At 70.1% G+C, this 17,631-nt stretch carries 16 protein-coding genes; 1 reads left to right on the top strand and 15 read right to left on the bottom strand.

Annotated features, from left to right (window positions below):
* The first annotated feature begins 124 nt into the window (after positions 1–124).
* Entirely contained in the window at positions 125–940 is an 816-nt protein-coding gene (locus ABZ906_RS04425) for a tyrosine-protein phosphatase (protein ID WP_361185474.1), read from the top strand.
* Between the two features lie 19 nt (positions 941–959).
* Here ABZ906_RS04425 and ABZ906_RS04420 read toward each other — a convergent pair whose 3' ends face one another.
* From ABZ906_RS04420 to ABZ906_RS04350, 15 genes are all read right to left on the bottom strand, one after another.
* The gene (locus ABZ906_RS04420) at positions 960–1,082 is read right to left on the bottom strand and encodes a DUF6126 family protein (protein WP_190080972.1); all 123 of its coding nucleotides are present in this window, start codon (positions 1,080–1,082) and stop codon (positions 960–962) included.
* Positions 1,083–1,147: 65 nt separating this feature from the next.
* Positions 1,148–1,780, bottom strand: a complete 633-nt coding sequence (locus ABZ906_RS04415) for an XRE family transcriptional regulator (RefSeq protein ID WP_361377173.1) — start codon at positions 1,778–1,780, stop codon at positions 1,148–1,150.
* 73 nt (positions 1,781–1,853) lie between these two features.
* Positions 1,854–3,239, bottom strand: coding sequence for an aspartate aminotransferase family protein (locus ABZ906_RS04410; RefSeq protein ID WP_361377170.1), 1,386 nt, complete (start codon positions 3,237–3,239; stop codon positions 1,854–1,856).
* The gene (gene dxs, locus ABZ906_RS04405; RefSeq protein WP_361377167.1) at positions 3,236–5,116 is read right to left on the bottom strand and encodes a 1-deoxy-D-xylulose-5-phosphate synthase; all 1,881 of its coding nucleotides are present in this window, start codon (positions 5,114–5,116) and stop codon (positions 3,236–3,238) included. Before dxs ends, ABZ906_RS04410 begins: the two co-directional genes overlap by 4 nt.
* 25 nt (positions 5,117–5,141) lie before the next feature.
* On the bottom strand, positions 5,142–6,308 hold the full coding sequence (gene ispG / locus ABZ906_RS04400) for a flavodoxin-dependent (E)-4-hydroxy-3-methylbut-2-enyl-diphosphate synthase (protein WP_361377164.1): 1,167 nt from the start codon (positions 6,306–6,308) through the stop codon (positions 5,142–5,144).
* A 4-nt stretch (positions 6,309–6,312) separates the two neighbouring features.
* Positions 6,313–7,338 (bottom strand): adenosyl-hopene transferase HpnH, encoded by a 1,026-nt coding sequence (gene hpnH, locus ABZ906_RS04395; RefSeq protein WP_361185462.1) that lies wholly within the window; start codon positions 7,336–7,338, stop codon positions 6,313–6,315.
* 5 nt (positions 7,339–7,343) lie between these two features.
* Positions 7,344–7,994 carry a 1-hydroxy-2-methyl-2-butenyl 4-diphosphate reductase gene (locus tag ABZ906_RS04390; RefSeq protein WP_361377161.1) on the bottom strand — a complete coding sequence of 217 codons (651 nt, stop codon included), beginning with the start codon at positions 7,992–7,994 and terminating at the stop codon, positions 7,344–7,346.
* Entirely contained in the window at positions 7,994–9,988 is a 1,995-nt protein-coding gene (gene shc, locus ABZ906_RS04385; protein WP_361377158.1) for a squalene--hopene cyclase, read from the bottom strand. Before shc ends, ABZ906_RS04390 begins: the two co-directional genes overlap by 1 nt.
* Before the next feature lie 103 nt (positions 9,989–10,091).
* Positions 10,092–11,150, bottom strand: a complete 1,059-nt coding sequence (locus tag ABZ906_RS04380; protein ID WP_361186075.1) for a polyprenyl synthetase family protein — start codon at positions 11,148–11,150, stop codon at positions 10,092–10,094.
* 68 nt (positions 11,151–11,218) lie between these two features.
* Positions 11,219–12,631, bottom strand: coding sequence for a hydroxysqualene dehydroxylase HpnE (gene hpnE, locus ABZ906_RS04375; protein ID WP_361377155.1), 1,413 nt, complete (start codon positions 12,629–12,631; stop codon positions 11,219–11,221).
* A 109-nt stretch (positions 12,632–12,740) separates the two neighbouring features.
* The gene (hpnD, locus tag ABZ906_RS04370; RefSeq protein ID WP_361377152.1) at positions 12,741–13,691 is read right to left on the bottom strand and encodes a presqualene diphosphate synthase HpnD; all 951 of its coding nucleotides are present in this window, start codon (positions 13,689–13,691) and stop codon (positions 12,741–12,743) included.
* Positions 13,688–14,584, bottom strand: coding sequence for a squalene synthase HpnC (hpnC, locus tag ABZ906_RS04365; RefSeq protein ID WP_361377149.1), 897 nt, complete (start codon positions 14,582–14,584; stop codon positions 13,688–13,690). Before hpnC ends, hpnD begins: the two co-directional genes overlap by 4 nt.
* Before the next feature lie 346 nt (positions 14,585–14,930).
* Positions 14,931–15,719 (bottom strand): ABC transporter ATP-binding protein, encoded by a 789-nt coding sequence (locus tag ABZ906_RS04360; RefSeq protein ID WP_361185445.1) that lies wholly within the window; start codon positions 15,717–15,719, stop codon positions 14,931–14,933.
* Positions 15,712–16,647, bottom strand: a complete 936-nt coding sequence (locus ABZ906_RS04355; protein WP_361185442.1) for an ABC transporter permease — start codon at positions 16,645–16,647, stop codon at positions 15,712–15,714. Before ABZ906_RS04355 ends, ABZ906_RS04360 begins: the two co-directional genes overlap by 8 nt.
* Before the next feature lie 95 nt (positions 16,648–16,742).
* On the bottom strand, positions 16,743–17,588 hold the full coding sequence (locus ABZ906_RS04350) for a glycosyltransferase (RefSeq protein WP_361378080.1): 846 nt from the start codon (positions 17,586–17,588) through the stop codon (positions 16,743–16,745).
* Between the last annotated feature and the right edge of the window lie 43 nt (positions 17,589–17,631).

Here is a 17,631-nt window from a genome sequence, read left to right as displayed (position 1 = left end):
CCGGCATCACCTGTGAGGCAACGCTCATGCACCGGCAGTGATTGCCTCAGGAACCCATGTCGTATGGTCGAAGCCGCAATCCCCACCGGCGAGTCGCGCCGGCGGCCGCTTGGGAGGAGCCCCCGTGACGCAGCAAGTCCCTCCAACAGAGCTGTCGGAGTTGTCGGAGCCCGAGCTGACCGGAGTCCGCAACTTCCGTGACGTGGGCGGACTTCCGACGGTGGACGGCCGCCGGGTCCGGCCGGGCCGGCTCTTCCGCAGCGGTCACCTCGCGCACGCCACGGCGGCCGACACGGCGTTCCTCACCACCCTGAACCTGCGCACGGTCTACGACTTCCGCAACGCGGCCGACCAGCGCCTGGAGGGCCCGGACGTCGAACTGCCCGGCGTACGCAACGTGAACCTGCCGCTGACCGACCCGGCCCACGGCGCCGAGTTCTGGACGATGGTGCGCGACGGCGACCTCGACCAGCTGCGCGCGGCCCTGGCCGACGGGCAGGCCGCGGGGCGCATGACCGACACGTACCGCGAGATCATCAGGGACCGCACCGCCGAACACAGCCGCGTGCTGCACGAGATGGCCGCGGACAGCGTGCCCGCGCTGATGCACTGCGCCGCGGGCAAGGACCGTGCGGGCCTCTCGATCGCGGTCGCCCTGCTTGCCGTGGGCGTCGAGCGCGACGCCATCGAGGCGGACTACCTGGAGTCGAACGCCACCCACCGCCGCTACAAGGTGCGCCGCGGCGACAACTCCCCCAGCGCCCTGTCCCCCGAGGTCATGGAGCTGCTTAGCCCGCTCTTCGAGGCCCGCGCCGAATATCTGGCCGTCGCCTTCGAGACGATCGAGCAGACCTGGGGCGACACGGAGACCTACCTCGCCGAGGGCCTCAAGGTGACCCCGGAGACCCGCGAGCGGCTCCGCGAGCACCTGCTGGACTGATCCCCCGCGCCACCCGGCCCTACTGGTTCTGCGCGCCCAGCGTGAACAGCAGGTAGATGAAGGCGGCGAAGAGGTGGCCGACGGCCACGTAGACGATCAGCCGGACCCACAGGCCGCGGGGGAACTTCTCCTCCAGGGACATCTTCTTCTTGGCGGGCACTGCGGCGGGCACGGAGTCCTGCCCGGACTGCTGCGCTTCGGGTTCCGTCATCGCGATTCTCCCGGGGTGGGGCTGAGCGGGTCCCCGCCGAGGCACAGCGCGGTGGCGGGGCTCTGCAGCAGGGTGTGGACGAAGAGAAGGTCGGTGCCGAGGTGGTCGGCGGCGGCGATCCGGTGCGGGGTCAGCGAGTCGAAGTGCGCGCTGTCGCCGGGATCGAGCGTGTACGCGGTGTCGCCGAGCCGCAGCCGCAGGCGCCCCTGGAGGACGTACAGCCATTCCTCGCCGGGGTGGACACGCACGATGTCGCCCTGGGCCCCGTGCGGCACGTGCACCCGCAGCGCCTGCATGCCGCGGCCCTGCGCGCCCGCCTGCCAGTAGGTCCAGCCGCCCGCCCTGGTCGGCTCCATGTCCGAGGAGCGGACGATCGCGTCCCGGTCGGCGGGCGTCTCGCCGAGGAGCTCCGAGACCGTCGTACCGTAGGTACGGGCCAGTGCGAGCAGCATCGGCAGGGACGGCTGGCGCTGCCCGGTCTCCAGACGGGAGAGATGGGCGGGCGAGAGCCCGACGGTGCGGGCCGCGGCCTCCAGCGTCAGCGCGGCACGGCGCCGCAGCTCACGCAGTTGCGGGGCAACGGCCGGCAGGACATCTGCGCCCTCCGGTTGGGGCTCGGCATCGCTCATACCCCGATTGAGCCAGGATCTTGCCTCCGAGGCAACTTTATTGCCTCAGAGGCAAAAGGTCCGCGCCACGGCCTCAGCGGTTGGCGACCGCCTGCTTAACCAGCGTCCTCCCGAAGTCCCACATCAGGCCGCCGCCGCTGTGCGCCTCGTCCATCACCGCGGTGAAGGCCTCCACGAAACGGTCGACCTCCCGCTCCCCGACGATCAGCGGCGGGATCAGCTTGATGACCTCCAGATGGTCACCGGAGACCTGGGTGAGGATGCGGTGCTTCTGCAACAGCGGCACGACCACCATCTGCGCGAAGAGCCCCTTGCGTGCCGCCTGGAGCATCGTCCAACGGCCGCGCAGCTTGAGCGACTTGGGCCGGCCGAACTCGATGCCGACCATCAGGCCGCGGCCGCGCACCTCGCTCAGCAGCTCGTAGCGGTCCACGAGCGCGCCCAGGCGTGACTTCAGCAGCTCACCGGTCACGCGCGCGTTCTCGACGGTCTTCTCGTCGTCCATGACGGACAGGACCGCGAGCCCGGCCGCCATGGCCTGCGCGTTGGACCCGAAGCTCGCCGAGTGCACGAGCACCCGGTCCATGGACGAGAAGACCTTCTTGAAGATCCAGTCCTTGCCGAGGGTCGCGCCCACCGGCACATAGCCGCCCGACAGCGCCTTGGCCACGCACACCAGGTCCGGCTCGACGCCTTCCTCGTGCTGGTAGGCGTAGAAGTCGCCGGTCCTGCCCAGACCCGTCTGCACCTCGTCGGCGATGAGCAGCGCCTTGTGCCGGCGCAGCAGCTCCTGGGCCGCGAGCAGATAGCCGGGCGGTGTCTCGTGCACGCCCTTGCCCTGGATCGGTTCCAGGATGAGCCCGGCCACGTCGCCCTTCTCCAGCTCCCTCCGCAGCGCGTCGAGGTCACCGAGCGGGATCGCCGTGTCGGGCAGCAGCGGTGCGAATCCGTCCCGGAAGCCGGACTCGCCGTTGACCGAGAGGGAGCCCGTCGTCAGGCCGTGGAAGGCGTGGGCGCAGTACAGCACCCTGGGCCTGCCCGTCGCGTACCGCGCGAACTTCAGCGCGGTCTCGACGGCCTCCGTGCCGCTGTTGCCGAAGAACACCCGGTCCAGGTGCGGGCTGTGGGTCAGCAGCTTCTCGGCGAGGAGGCCGGGCAGCGGCTGGCAGTCGAAGCGCGTCAGATCGGCGAGCGAGGCGTCCAGGACGTCATGCAGGGCCTTGCGTACGACGGGATGGTGCCGGCCGAGCCCCATCACCCCGAAGCCCGCGAGCATGTCGAGGTAGTCGTTGCCCTCCGCGTCCCAGAAGTATGCGCCCTCGGCCCGTTCGTAGACCTTGTCGAAGCCGATGGTGTGCAGCATGCGCGGCAGCTGGTGGTTCAGGTGCCGCGCATGCAGTTCGTAGCGCTCGGCGCCCCGCTCGGCGAGGAGTCTGCCGAGGTCGAACTCCTTGGTCATGCTGTGTGCTCCTTGGCTGCGAGGGTGGCGCTGATCCGCCCCGCGATCTCGACCGGCGTGAGCCCGACGTCCGCGAGCACCTCGCCGCGCTTGGCGTGCGCGAGGAACTGCTCGGGGATGCCGAACCGCCGTACGGGTACGTCGACTTCGGCTTCCGAGAGCGCGAGCGATACGGCCGCGCCGACCCCGGCCGCCCGGCTGTTGTCCTCGACGACCGCCACGACACGGTGCCCGGCGGCGAGCGCGGGCAGCTCGGCGTCGACCGGCTTGACCCAGCGCGGGTCGACCACCGTGCAGGTCAGGCCGCGCTCCCGCAGCAGCTCCGCGGCCTGCAGACAGACGGGCGCCATCACGCCGACCGCCACGACGAGCACATCGGCGTCGGGGTCCTGGCTCAGCACGTCCATGCCGCCGATCCGGTCCACCGCGGGGATCGCGGGCCCCACCGACTCCTTGGGGAAGCGCAGGAGCGTCGGCGCGTCGTCCACGGCGACCGCTTCCCGCAGCTGCGCGCGCAGTTGGTCGGCGTCGCGCGGCGCGGCGATGCGCAGCCCCGGCACGACCTGCAGGATCGACATGTCCCACATGCCGTTGTGCGAGGCCCCGTCCACGCCCGTGATCCCGGCCCGGTCGAGGACGAAGGTGACGCCGCACTCGTGCAGCGCGACATCCATCAGGAGCTGGTCGAAGGCGCGGTTGAGGAAGGTGGCGTAGACGGCGACGACGGGGTGCAGGCCGCCGGTCGCGAGCCCGGCAGCGGAGACCGTGGCGTGCTGTTCCGCGATGCCGACGTCCCATACGCGGTCGGGGTAGGTCTGGGCGAACTTGGTCAGGCCGACCGGGTGCAGCATGGCCGCGGTGATCGCCACCACGTCGTCCCGCTCGGCCCCGATCCGTACGATCTCGTCGCCGAACACCGAGGTCCAGGAAGGCCCGTTGGAGGGGGCGAGCGGTTCGCAGGTCAGCGGGTCCATCACGCCGACCGTGTGGAAGCGGTCGGCTTCGTCGGCGAGCGCGGGTTCGTAGCCTCGGCCCTTCTCGGTGAGGCAGTGGACGATGACGGGGCCGTGGAAGCGTTTCGCGCGTCGCAGTGCCGACTCGACGGCTCCGGTGTCGTGCCCGTCGATGGGCCCGACGTACTTGAGTCCCAGGTCCTCGAACATGCCCTGCGGCGCGAAGGCGTCCTTGAACCCCTTCTTGGCGCCGTGCAGCGACTCGTACAGGGTGTGGCCGACGACGGGTGTGCGCTGGAGTATGTCCTTGCCCCAGGCCAGGACCTGTTCGTAGCTGTCGGTGGTGCGCAGCGTGGCGAGGTGGTCGGCCAGACCGCCGATGGTGGGGGCGTACGAACGCTCGTTGTCGTTGACGACGATGATCAGCGGCTGGTTCTTCGCGGCCGCGATGTTGTTCAGCGCCTCCCAGGCCATGCCGCCGGTCAGCGCGCCGTCTCCGATGACGGCGACGACGTGGCCGCGCTCCCCCAGGACCCGCCGCGCCTTGGCGAGGCCGTCGGCCCAGCCGAGCGCGGTAGACGCGTGGCTGTTCTCGACGATGTCGTGCTCGGACTCGGCGCGCGAGGGGTAGCCGGAGAGGCCGCCCTTGCCGCGCAGCTTGGAGAAGTCCTGCCGGCCGGTGAGGAGTTTGTGCACGTAGCTCTGGTGGCCGGTGTCCCAGACGATGCGGTCGATCGGTGACTCGAAGACCCGGTGGAGGGCGATGGAGAGTTCCACCACCCCGAGATTGGGCCCGAGGTGACCTCCGGTCCTGGCGACCGCGTGCACCAGGAACTCCCTTACCTCCTCGGCCAGTTCGTCGAGTTCGGACTCGGTCAGTGCCTTCAGGTCGCGCGGCCCCCGAATGGTTTCCAGGATGGTCATGCTCGGGCCCCCTCTGTGGTTGAACTCAGCTCACGGTGACGTCGGGCACCCCTGAGGTGACGCCCTCGCCCTCCATCTGTGCGGCGATCTTCATCGCCTCTTCGATGAGCGTCTCTACGATCTTCGATTCGGGGACGGTCTTGATGACCTCGCCCTTGACGAAGATCTGCCCCTTGCCGTTGCCGGACGCGACACCGAGATCCGCCTCACGGGCCTCCCCCGGCCCGTTCACGACACACCCCATGACCGCGACGCGCAGCGGCACTTCCATGCCGTCCAGGCCCGCCGTGACCTCGTCCGCCAGCTTGTAGACGTCGACCTGGGCCCGCCCGCAGGACGGACAGGAGACGATCTCCAGGCGGCGCTGCCTGAGGTTCAGGGACTCCAGGATCTGGATGCCGACCTTGACCTCCTCGGCGGGCGGCGCGGACAGCGAGACGCGGATGGTGTCGCCGATGCCCTCGCTCAGGAGCGCGCCGAAGGCGACCGCCGACTTGATCGTGCCCTGGAAGGCCGGACCGGCCTCGGTCACGCCGAGGTGCAGGGGGTAGTCGCAGGCCGCCGCCAGCTGCCGGTAGGCGTTGACCATGACCACCGGGTCGTTGTGCTTGACCGAGATCTTGATGTCCCTAAAGCCGTGCTCCTCGAAGAGCGAGGCCTCCCAGAGCGCCGACTCGACCAGCGCCTCCGGGGTCGCCTTGCCGTACTTGGCGAGCAGCCGCTTGTCGAGCGAGCCCGCGTTGACGCCGATCCGGATCGGCGTGCCGGCGTCCGACGCCGCGCGGGCGATCTCGCGCACCTTGTCGTCGAACTGCTTGATGTTGCCGGGATTCACCCGCACCGCCGCACAGCCCGCGTCGATCGCCGCGAAGACGTACTTCGGCTGGAAGTGAATGTCGGCGATCACCGGGATCTGCGACTTGCGCGCGATCGTGGCGAGCGCGTCCGCGTCGTCCTGCGTCGGGCACGCGACCCGCACGATCTGGCAGCCGGACGCCGTCAGCTCCGCGATCTGCTGCAGCGTCGCCCCGATGTCGGACGTACGCGTCGTCGTCATCGACTGCACCGAGACGGGCGCACCGCCCCCCACGGCCACCGGCCCGACCTCGATGCGCCGCGCGAGGCGACGCTCGGCGATCGGCCGGACCGGCAGCTCAGGAAGGCCCAGTGCGACAGGCGTTCCAGGGGTCATGACGTCACCCCGCGCGGTTGGCGGAGACCGTCTCACGGGCGGCGCGGATGGACTCCTTGAGGGAGCCCATGGTGGCCAGGACGGCGGTCGGCTCGTAGCCGCAGTGCGCCATGCAGTTGGCGCATCGCGGGTCCTTGCCGCGGCCGTACTTGCTCCAGTCGGTCTCCTCGATGAGCTCCTTGTACGTGGGGACGTACCCGTCGCTCATCAGGTAGCAGGGGCGCTGCCAGCCGAAGAGCGAGTAGTTCGGGATCGCCCACGCGGTGCAGGGGAAGTCGGCCTTGCCCTCCAGGAAGTCGAGGAACAGCGGCGAGTGGTTCAGCCGCCAGCGCAGCCTGTTGCCGCCCGCGAAGGCCTTCTTGAACAGCTCGCGGGTCTGCTCGACGCCCAGGAAGTGCTCCTGGTCCGGCGCCTTCTCGTAGGCGTAGGCGGGCGAGAGCATCATCTCGTCGACCTGCAGTTCGTCATTGAGGAAGTTCAGGACCTCGATGATGTTCTGCGGCGTGTCGTTGCTGAAGAAGGTGGAGTTGGTGGTGACCCGGAAACCGCGCTTCTTGGCTTCCTTGATCGCGGCCACCGCCTCGTCGAACACGCCCTCCTTGGCGACGGATTCGTCGTGCCGCTCGCGCATGCCGTCGATGTGCACGGCGAACGCGAAGTAGGGAGAGGGAGTGAACTTCTCCAGCTTCTTGCGCAGCAGCATGGCGTTGGTGCAGAGGAAGACGTACTTCTTCTTGGCCACCAACTGCCGCACGATCTCGTCGATGTGAGGGTGCATCAGGGGCTCGCCGCCCGCGATGGACACCATCGGCGCACCGGACTCGAGCACGGCGCCCACGGCCTGGGCCACCGGCATACGCTGTTTGAGCACTCCGGCCGGGTGCTGGATCTTGCCGCACCCCTCGCATGCGAGGTTGCACGCGAAGAGCGGCTCCAACTCGACGATCAGCGGAAACTTGTCACGCTTGCGGAGCTTCTGTTCAAAGAGATACGTCGCGACCTTGATGGTCTGGCGCAGCGGCATGGCCATCTGGCTCACCTCCGAGGGAGCAAAGAAGAACGGTGCCATTCGAAAAATGCGGGAAGCACGGCACGAAGAACACGGAAAGCCGATATTCCACCGCGTACCGTGCCGACGCGGACGAGTTCGTGCTGTGGGGCGTCCACGACCACCCGGACGGCGGCAACCGGCCGGTCTCCCGCCCTCAGCGCGCTGTGCAGCGTCACGGCGGACTCCATGTCCACCGCGATCGCTCCCGTGGCGAGCAGGGCGGCGCGTTCGTGGGCGCGGACGACATGGTCGGAGCCGGTCAGCGGTCCGGTGTGCACGGTGCGGCCGGGCATGGCCCGCATCAGCTCCTCGACCAGCAGTTCCGTACCGACACAGGGCGTGTGGCCGTGTGCGTCGCGGGTCTGGTCGGCGACGACCAGATCACCGGGGTGCATGCCGGGTGCGAGCCCGGCGCAGAAGCCGGTGGCCACGACGGCGGCGTGGCGCAGCGGTTCCTTGCCGAGTGCGCCGGTGACGGCCCGCTCGGCGTTCTTGGGGCCCATGCCCGTGCGGAGCACGGTGAGCCGCCCGGGGGCGCCTGTGCGGTCTCCCGTGCGCAGGGCGAGGTGCTCGATGCCGAGCGCGCAGGCGATCAGCAGCGGTGCGGGGCCAGGCGCGGCCGGGGTCCGGTCCATCAACCCCCCTTGGCGCAGAGGCCCGCGAAGGGTTCTCCGTTGACGTACCGGCCGAGTGCGGTGAGCGGGAACACCTGCCGGTAGAGGTGGTAGTTGATGGAGAAGTCCCAGGGGAAGCCGGTGCCGGTGAAGTAGGGCTCGTCCCAGGATCCGTCCTCCCGCTGGGTCTCGGCGAGCCAGGCGATGCCCCGCTCCACGGCCTTGGACTCGTGCTCGCCGGCCGCGAGCAGCGCGAGGAGCGCCCACGCGGTCTGTGACGCGGTGGAGGCGCCGTGGCCGCGCCACTCCTCGTAGCGGTAGGAGCGCAGGTCCTCGCCCCAGCCGCCGTCGTCGTTCTGTACCGACTCCAGCCAGCTGACGGCGCGGCGCAGCGCGAGGTGGGAGGCGGGCAGGCCCGCCGCGACCAGGGCGGGCACCACGGACCCTGTTCCGTATACGTAGTTGACGCCCCAGCGGCCGAACCACGAGCCGTCCGGCTCCTGTTCGGCGAGCAGCCACTCGATGCCGCGGCGGGTGCGCGGGTCGTGTGCCTTGCCCTCGATGGCGAGCATCTCGACGACGTGCCCGGTGACGTCGGCCGACGGCGGGTCGATGACCTCGCCGAAGTCGCAGAACGGCAGCCGGTTGGGGAAGGGGCTCGTGTTGTCGGCGTCGAAGGCGGCCCAGGCGCCGTTCCTCGACTGCATGCCCAGGGTCCAGCGCGCCCCGCGGGAGATCGCGTGCTCCATGCGCGCGCGGTCGGGGTGTTCGACCCGGCGCAGGGCCAGGATGACCTCGGCGGTGTCGTCGATGTCGGGGTAGTTGTCGTTGTGGAACTCGAACGCCCAGCCGCCGGGGGCCAGTTGGGGCTTGCGTACGGACCAGTCGCCGGGCCGCGCGATCTCCTCGCCGAGCATCCAGTCGGCCGCCTTGATGAGCTGCGGGTGGTCGGCGGGCACGCCGGCGTCGGCAAGTGCGATGGTCGCCAGGCAGGTGTCCCAGACCGGCGACTGACAGGCCTCGATCATGCGGGCGCCGTCCTCGCGCCAGACCGCGAACCGGTCGAGCGAGGCCAGGCCGGCCTTGAGGACCGGGTGTTCGAGGTCGTAGCCGAGCAGGTGCAGCGCGATCACGGAGTAGACGGCGGGCGGCTGGATGCCGCCCCAGCAGCCGTCGTTCTCCTGCCGTTCGATGATCCAGCGGGCGGCGCTGTTCATCGCGGCCTTGCGCACCCGGCGCGGGGCGACCCTGTGGTAGAGGTGCAGCGCCTTGTCGAGCCGCTGGAACACGCCGTCCCAACTGCCCATGGGAGCAAGGGGTTTGCTCGGGTTCGGCACGCGCGCGTCGCTGTGCAGCTCTTCGAGGGCGAAGGGCGCGGGCCGGACGGGTCGCTTGGCGGAGACGACGGTGAGCGGCACGATCGTCTGGCGGGCCCAGCACCCGAAGTCGTAGATGTTGAGGGGCAGCCACTTGGGGAAGTAGATGAGCTCCGGCGGGAGTTCGGGCAGGTCGTCCCACTTCCACCAGCCGAACAGGGCGAGCCAGATACGGGTGAAGACGCGGCTCTCTGCGATGCCGCCCTGGTCGCGGATCCAGGCGGCGGCCCTGGCCATGTGCGGGTCGTCCGGGGCGTCGCCCGCCAGACGCAGCGCGACGTACGCCTCGATGGTGGTGGAGAGTTCACCGGGGCCGCCGAAGAAGGTGGCCCAGGTCCCGTCCTCGCGCTGCTCGCCGCGGATGAAGAGCGCGGCGGCGCGGGTGGTCTCCTCGTCCCGGATTCCCAGGAACTGACGGAGCAGCAGGTCTTCGGCGTCCATCGTCACGTTCGTGTCGAGGTCGCCCTTCCACCAGCCCTGCGCGTCCTGCTGCGAGAGCAGGAACGCGGTGGAGCGCTCTATGGCGCGCGCGGCAGCTTCATGTGGCCCTGGCGGCGCGGCGGTCGTGTCGAGTGGCTGGCTGGCCGAAGGTGCGCGGGGCGTCACCGCTCCGGTGCTTCCGTCGGTCGTCGCTGTCATGGCTTCCCCTTCGTGCAGTCGTCTTCTCTGCTGTGGGTCCGCCGTCGGCCGACGCGCTGGGCGCCGGCCGGCGACTGCGAGCGCTATATCTGCTCGATAGTGATCATCTCTTTCGTACGACGACGAAGTCGGCGAGCGCGACGAGCTGGGCCCGTACTTGCTCGGGCATCTCGATGGTGTCGAGCGCCTCGATGGCGATGGTGTGCTGGCGCCTGGCCTCCTCGGCGGTCCACTCGCGGCCGCCCGCCTGCTCGATCAGGGCGGCGCGCGCGGCGAACTCCTCCTCGGAGAAGCTGTCGAAGTCGTTGCTCTTGGCGTCGGCCGCGAGCAGCTCGCCGAGCTGCTCGGACGCCGGACCGCCCGCGTCGAGCGCGGCCACGACCGGCAGCGACTTCTTGCGCTGGCGCAGGTCGCTCCAGGTCTGCTTGCCGGTGGACTCCGGGTCGCCCCAGATGCCGAGCAGATCGTCCACGGCCTGGAAGGCGAGGCCGAGGTGGTAGCCGTACTTCTCCAGGACGTCGGCGGTGCGGTCGTCCGCGCCGCCGAGGACGGCGCCGATGGAGACCGCGCAGGCGAGGAGGGCGCCGGTCTTGTTGCCCTCCATCTCCAGGCACTCCTCGACGGTGACCCGCTCGCGGTGCTCGTAGGAGATGTCCTGCGCCTGGCCGTCGATCAGGGCGCGGGTGGCGGTGGTCAGGCGGCGCGTGGCGCGGCCCGCCTCGACGGTGCCGATCTCCAGGAGGATCTCGTTGGCGAGCGCGAAGAGGGCGTCGCCGACGAGGATGGCCTGCGCGGGGCCGTGCACCTTCCACACCGTGTCGCGGTGGCGGCGCTGCTCGTCGCCGTCCATCAGATCGTCGTGCAGCAACGAGAAGTTGTGCACCAGTTCGACGGCGACAGCTCCGGGTACGCCGACTTCCGGCGCGGCCCCCGCGGCTTCCGCGGAGAGCAGGGCGAGCGCGGGGCGCACGGCCTTGCCGCCGTCACCGTCCGCCGGGTTGCCCTCGGCGTCGATCCAGCCGAAGTGGTAGGCGGCGACGGTGTCCATGGGCGGCGCGAGACGGTCCACGGCCGACCGCAGCACCGGGGTGGCCAGCGTCCTTCCGCGCTCGAGCAGTGAGGTCACGTCCACCGTGTCGGCAGCCGATTCGGCCGAGGGCACAGTCGGCACAGTCTCTCCTCTTGTTCCGGAGCTGAAATTCTGGGGAGCTGCCCCCAGAAGGTCTGGCTTCACGCGGCCTCCTCGAAATCGAAGAGATGATCACGCGGTCGGTCCAGAGCGGAGAGGGCTGCCCCGGCGGCACTGATGCCACTGCGGACGGCGCTCTCCATGGTCGCGGGCCACCCGGTGGCGGTCCACGCCCCGGCCAGGTACAGGCCGGGAGCCTTGGTGCGAGCGCCGGGCCGCAGCCGGCCCACGCCGGGAGTCGGCGCGAACGTCGCCGTGCGCTCCCGGGTCACGAAGAAGTCCCGTACCTCCGCGCCGTGCGCGGCGGGCAGCAGCCGCTCGAGCTCCGGCAGATAGCGCTCGCGCAGCGCGGCGACGGGGGCGTCGATCTCGTCCCGGGCGGCGGACTGGGACAGTGCGAGGTACTGGCCCTCGGCGAGGCCGGAGGCGTCGGTGCGGTCGAAGACCCACTGCACCGGCGAGCCGATGGCCGCGAAGAAGGGCCGCTTGAGGACCTTGCGGTCGTACACGACGTGGATGTTGAGGATCGGTGCGGTGTCGATGTCGAGGAGCCGGTCGGGCTCGTCGAGGGCGCCGTCCGGGAGCAGGTCGTGCGTCTCGTGCTGCGGCACGGCGAGCACGACCGTTTGCGCCTCGATGTCCTCGCCGGGAACTTGGACCTTCCAACCCCCGTTCTGTGTACGGGAGATGGAGGTGACTCGTGTCCTCAGTTCGGTTCGCACGCCCGCGGAGTCGAGCGCCTTGCGGGCGAGCGTGTCATGGAGATCACCGAGGGGCACGCGTGCCCAGCCGATGTCGCCGGCGCCCGGCCGGGAGAGCAGGCCGGTCTTGAAGACCATCGCGGCCAGTCCGAGCGAGGAGTCCCCCGCGACGGCGTTCAGCGTGGCCACACCGACGAGGTCCCACAGGGCCTCGACGGCACGCGGCGACTGGCCGCGCGCGGCGAGCCAGCTGCCGAAGTCCTGGCCGTCGAGCTTGGGGTCGGCCGGATCGAGCCCCTTGAGGGCGAGCGCGGCGCGGCCCACGGCCGCGCGCTCCGCGAGCGACAGGTGCGGATAGGTGGCCAGGCTTGCCGCCAGGTGCAGCGGCACGGGCAGCGCGGTGCGCCGCAGGCGACCCAGGCGCCGCCGGTCGGCGTCGAGCACGGGCACGTCGAGACGTTCCTGCAACGGCGCGAGAGCCGCGCCGTCGACGCGGTCGAGGAACCAGCGGTAGGCGTTGCAGCAGCGCAGATAGACGTGCTGGCCGTTGTCGACGGTCAGTTCGCCGCGCTTGAAGGAGAAGGCGAGCCCGCCCAGGCGCGGGCGTCCTTCGAGCAGCGTCACGCGCAGGCCCGCGTCGGCGAGGGACAGCGCCGCGGTGATGCCGGCGAGACCGCCGCCGACCACCACGGCGGCCCCCCGTCCTGCTTCGCCGTCGGCCTCCGCGGCCGGCCGGATGTCGTCCTTGCTCATGCGCTTCCCCCCTCGGCCGTTGCAGTCTGGGACGCCGGGCCGGAGCGGAGGGTTGCCCACCGGTTGCACGAGGTTGTCCTACGTTCGCCGCATCTGCCGTGGTTGCCCATCAAGTACGCCTCCTGATGGTCTGTCGGGAGATGGTGCGCGCATCGAGACCGGAGAGTCCGCGCACGGCGACATACGCCTTTTCGCGGCCCGGCAGCGAGACACGGCCCCGCAGGACCGCGTCCGGCTCCCGCTCGATGCGGTCGAGGAGCCGCCGGTAGATGCCCGCCATGGCGGCGACGCAGGCCCCGCTGCGCCGGTCGAGCATCGGAAGGAGCCGATATCCCTCGGCGAAGAGCGCCCGCGCCCTGCGCACCTCGAAGTGCACGAGCCCGGCGAAATCGGACCCGGCGGGCGGCTCCGCGCCCGAGAACCCCGCGGAGCAGCCGAACTTGGCGAGATCGTCGGCCGGCAGGTACGTGCGGCCGCCCTCCGCGTCCTCGCGAACGTCACGCAGGATGTTGGTCAGTTGGAGCGCGAGGCCGAGCGTGTCCGCGTACTCCGGCGCGCGCTCGGCGTGGGGCGCCCCCCGCTCCGTGCCGAACACGCCGAGGGAGAGCCGCCCGATGGCCCCGGCCACGCACCGGCAGTAGACCTTGAGGTCCTCCCACGTCTCGTACGTCTCGCCCCGGACATCCATCAGGACGCCGTCGATCAGTTCGTCGAGGCCGCCGAGCGGGATGGGGAAGTGTGCCGCGGCATGCGCGAGCGCCACCGCCACGGGGTCGGTGTCGTCCTCGTCCACCTGCCCCTCGCGGATCCGGACGAGCAGCGCCCTGGTCTCGTCGAGGCGCTCGGCCTTGACGTCCGGGGCGAGCAGGCCGTCGCCGATGTCGTCCACGCGCCGCGAGAGGGCGTAGAGGGCCGACATGGCGCGGCGCTTGGGCATCGGAAGCAGCCTGATGCCGTAGGCGAAATTGCGTGCCTGCTGTCCGGTCACGGCCTCGCAGTAGCTGTATGCGGCGAGTACCGGCGCGGACACGTTCGGGCCTGACTCCACGGTCCGGCTCACCCCTCTCCTCGCAGAACCGCTCCCACCTCACGCAGCAAACGCGGCTTGGCGGGCTTGGGCGGTCCGGGAAGTACGTCGTATCCGGCGGCGGCGATCGCGTGGACCGCCGCCCTCCCCCCAGCCACGAAGCCCGCAAGCAGCACCTTCAGCCTGCCGTGGACGCTACCCACCAAGGGGGTTCCTTCATTCAGGAGGCAGCGGGCGCGTTCTGCTTCGTACGCGACCAGCGCGCGCACCGATGCGCCTGCTGTCGGTACGGCCAGGTCCCGCTCCTGGACATGAAATCGCTTCATGTCCTGTGCGGGCAGGTAGATGCGGTCCCGCTCCAGGTCCTCGGCGACATCCTGGAGATGCTCGACGATCTGGAGGGCGGTGCACACGGCGTCCGAACGGCGGATGCGCTCCGGGGTCGCGGTGCCGGTGATGCCGAGGACGAGCCGGCCCACGGGGTTCGCGGACAGCTCGCAGTAGGCGAGCAGGTCGTCGTACGTCTCGTAGCGTGCGACGACCTGGTCCTGGCGGTTGGCCGCGATCAGGCCGAGGAAGGGCTCGGGCGTGAGGCCGCAGCGGCGCACGGTGGGCTGGAGGGCCCGCATCAGGGGGTGCCTCGGGGTGGAGTCGAAGACCCGGTGCAGGTCGGCCTCGAAGGCGTCCAGGAGGGCGAGCCGGTCGTCGGCGGCCCCGGGGTCCACACCGAGGTGGCGGGCGTCGGCGCCGCCGGGGGCCAGGTCGCCGTCGCCGATGTCGTCGACGAGGCGGGCGTAGCCGTACACGGCCATGAGGTCGTCGCGCCAGGCGCGGGGCAGGAAGAAGGGCGCCACGGGGAAGTTCTCGTCCGCGGCCTTCGCGAGGACGGCGGATGCGTCGCGTAGCTGGAGATCATCCGTAGCCATTGCCGTCACATCTCCCGTTCTACACTGCCGACCCATTACATCCTATTTCGGACACGCCGCCCGGCACTCCGCGAGGCGGTCCGTGTCATGAGCCGGGGCGCCGCGCGATATCGCCCCACTTGCCGCGAATCAGCACCGGTACAGCTTACGTTGTACAACGCAGCGTGCGTCGTCGGGGTGTTCCGCGCATCACAACAACACACCGATTGGCGTCAATCTTCCCCGGGCCAGGGGGACTTGAGAGGCCCGAAGTGACCGCTGAGGCGGCCAAAGACACAGGACGCAGAAAGGTCCCGCCGGGTTGACTCCGGCGGGACCTTGTCTCATTCGGGTGTACGGGAGGGGGCTATTTGCCCGTGAACTTCTCGTACTCCTTTATGACCTCGTCGGTCGGCCCGTCCATGCGCAGCTCGCCGCGTTCCAGCCACAGGACGCGGTCGCAGGTGTCACGGATGGACTTGTTGTTGTGGCTGACCAGGAAGACCGTGCCAGCCTCCTTGCGGAGCTCGCGGATGCGGGCCTCGGAGCGCTTCTGGAACTTGCGGTCGCCCGTCGCGAGCGCCTCGTCGATCATCAGTACGTCGTGATCCTTGGCGGCCGCGATGGAGAAGCGCAGGCGGGCCGCCATGCCGGAGGAGTAGGTGCGCATCGGCAGGGTGATGAAGTCGCCCTTCTCGTTGATCCCCGAGAAGTCGACGATGTCCTGGTAGCGGTCCCTGATCTGCTCGCGTGTCATGCCCATCGCGAGCCCGCCGAGTATGACGTTGCGCTCGCCCGTCAGGTCGTTCATCAGGGCCGCGTTGACGCCGAGCAGCGAGGGCTGGCCGTCGGTGTAGACCTTGCCCTTCTCGGCGGGGAGCAGCCCGGCGATGGCACGCAGCAGCGTCGACTTGCCGGAGCCGTTCGAGCCGATCAGGCCGATGGCCTCGCCGCGGTAGGAGGTGAAGCTGACGCCGCGCACGGCGTGCACCTTGCGCACGCCCCGCTCCTCGCCGCGCTTGAGGATGCGGCTCAGCGCGGAGGTGGCGCTGCCCTTGCCCGTCTTCGCGCCGTTCACGCGGTAGACGATGTGCAGCTCGTCCGCGATGACGGTGGGGATGTGCGTCTTGTCGGGGTTCTTGTCCTCGTCAGCCACGGCCGTAACGCTCCTCAGCCTTCCAGAAGTACACGAAGCCTCCGACCGCGACGAGCACGGCCCAGCCGCCCGCGATCGCCCAGGACCAGTAGCCCAGCGGGAGGTATTCCACGCCGTAGCCGTCGATCAGCGCGTACCGCATCAGGTCCATGTAGATGGCCGCCGGGTTCCACTGCAGGATGTCCGCGATCCACTCCGGCTTGCCCTTGAGCATGACCGGGATGGAGAACATCACGCCGGACGCGTACATCCACGTACGCATCACGAACGGCATCAGCTGCGCGAGGTCGGGGGTCTTACTGCCGAGCCGCGCCATGATCATCGCGAGGCCCGTGTTGAACAGGAACTGAAGGGCCAGGGCCGGGACGATCAGCAGCCATGACAGCTTGGGGTAACTGCCGAAGCCGATCGTGATCACGAACAGCACGATCATCGAGAACAGCAGCTGCTGGAGCTGCTGCAGCGAGAACGAGATCGGCAGGGACGCCCGCGGGAAGTGCAGCGCCCGCACCAGACCGAGGTTGCCCGCGATCGCCCGGACACCCGCCATCACCGAGGACTGCGTGAAGGTGAAGACGAAGACACCGGTGACCAGGAAGGGGATGTAGACCTCGCGCTCGAAGCCCCGGTCCGCTTCGAGGATCAGGCCGAAGATCAGGAAGTAGACGAGCGCGTTGAGGAGCGGCGTCGCCACCTGCCACAGCTGGCCGAGCTTGGCCTGGCTGTACTGGGCGGTCAGCTTCGCCTGCGAGAAGGCGAGGATGAAGTGGCGCCGTCCCCAGAGCTGGTGGACGTACTCGAAAAGTCCGGGCCGTGCGCCGCTGACGGACAGACCGTACTTGGCGGCGAGCTCGGCGCGGGAGAGCCCGTCATCGGGCGACGGGGGCGCGCTCACCGCGACTCCGCCGTCATGCGTTGTCTCACTCACGAGTGGAAACTTTCGTCTTCAGATGCGCAGCCGGTCGGGCGTAGGCGTGGGCCAGGGACCGGGGTATGGCCCAGATGTTCTCAGACCCGAGCTTCTCAGATGACAGGAGGTCGGCCCAGTCGGGTCAGGCGCCACACCGTACGCCACCTCATCGGCCTGCGAGGTCCGCAAGGCGTCGTCCAGCCCTCCTTGAACCCGCCGAACCAGGCCTTCAGCGCCGGTCCGGAAGGCTTCCTGGCCAAGGTCAGGAGCATCCACACGCCGAGGTAGACGGGGACCAGGAGTGCGGGCAGGTTCCGGCGGGCCAGCCAGACGCGGTTGCGGGCGACCATCCGGTGGTAGACCGCGTGCCGCGAGGGGGCGGTCGTCGGGTGGAAGAGCACCATGTCGGCGCGGTAGTCGATCATCCAGCCCGCGTTCAGGGCACGCCAGGCGAGGTCGGTCTCCTCGTGGGCGTAGAAGAACTCGTCGGGCAGCCCGCCGACCTCGGCGATGACCTGCGAACGGACGGCGTTGGCGCCGCCGAGGAAGGTCGTCACGCGCGAGGAGCGCATCGGGTCGGCCGCGCGCAGGCGCGGGACGTGCCGGCGCTGGGTCTCGCCCGTGTCCGGGTCGGCGATGCGGAAGCTGATGATGCCGAGCTTCGGATCGGCGGTGAAGGCCTCGCGGCACAGCTGGGCCGTGTCCGTGTTGGCCAGGAGGCCGTCGTCGTCCAGGAAGAGGAGGATGTCGACGTCGGTGCCGCCGGGGCCGAACGCCTCGATGCCGACGTTGCGCCCGCCGGGGATGCCGAGGTTCTCGGGCAGCTCGACGGTGCGTACGCCCTCGGGGACGTCGGGCACGGGGGCGCCGTTGCCGACGACCACCACCTCGACCGGGTCGCCGTCCTGCTTGGCGACCGAGTCGAGCAGGGCGCGCAGCTCCTGCGGCCGGTTGCCCATGGTGATGATGACCGCGCCGACCTTCGGGGGCCGGCTCCCCGCC

The sequence above is a fragment of the Streptomyces sp. NPDC046925 genome (genome assembly GCF_040644915.1).
Lineage (GTDB): Bacteria > Actinomycetota > Actinomycetes > Streptomycetales > Streptomycetaceae > Streptomyces.
Note: the sequence above shows the minus strand (reverse complement) of the source record. Positions and strands in the feature narration are given on the sequence as shown.

Coding starts and splice junctions, on each gene's coding strand:
- hpnE (WP_361377155.1), bottom strand. CDS start 12,631: ATGAGCAAGGACGACATCCGGCCGGCCGCGGAGGCCGACGGCGAAGCA.
- dxs (WP_361377167.1), bottom strand. CDS start 5,116: ATGACCATCCTGGAAACCATTCGGGGGCCGCGCGACCTGAAGGCACTG.
- hpnH (WP_361185462.1), bottom strand. CDS start 7,338: ATGGCCATGCCGCTGCGCCAGACCATCAAGGTCGCGACGTATCTCTTT.
- shc (WP_361377158.1), bottom strand. CDS start 9,988: ATGACAGCGACGACCGACGGAAGCACCGGAGCGGTGACGCCCCGCGCA.
- ABZ906_RS04410 (WP_361377170.1), bottom strand. CDS start 3,239: ATGACCAAGGAGTTCGACCTCGGCAGACTCCTCGCCGAGCGGGGCGCC.
- hpnC (WP_361377149.1), bottom strand. CDS start 14,584: ATGGCTACGGATGATCTCCAGCTACGCGACGCATCCGCCGTCCTCGCG.
- ispG (WP_361377164.1), bottom strand. CDS start 6,308: ATGACCCCTGGAACGCCTGTCGCACTGGGCCTTCCTGAGCTGCCGGTC.
- ABZ906_RS04350 (WP_361378080.1), bottom strand. CDS start 17,588: ATGGGCAACCGGCCGCAGGAGCTGCGCGCCCTGCTCGACTCGGTCGCC.
- ABZ906_RS04420 (WP_190080972.1), bottom strand. CDS start 1,082: ATGTCCCTGGAGGAGAAGTTCCCCCGCGGCCTGTGGGTCCGGCTGATC.
- ABZ906_RS04390 (WP_361377161.1), bottom strand. CDS start 7,994: ATGGACCGGACCCCGGCCGCGCCTGGCCCCGCACCGCTGCTGATCGCC.
- ABZ906_RS04415 (WP_361377173.1), bottom strand. CDS start 1,780: ATGAGCGATGCCGAGCCCCAACCGGAGGGCGCAGATGTCCTGCCGGCC.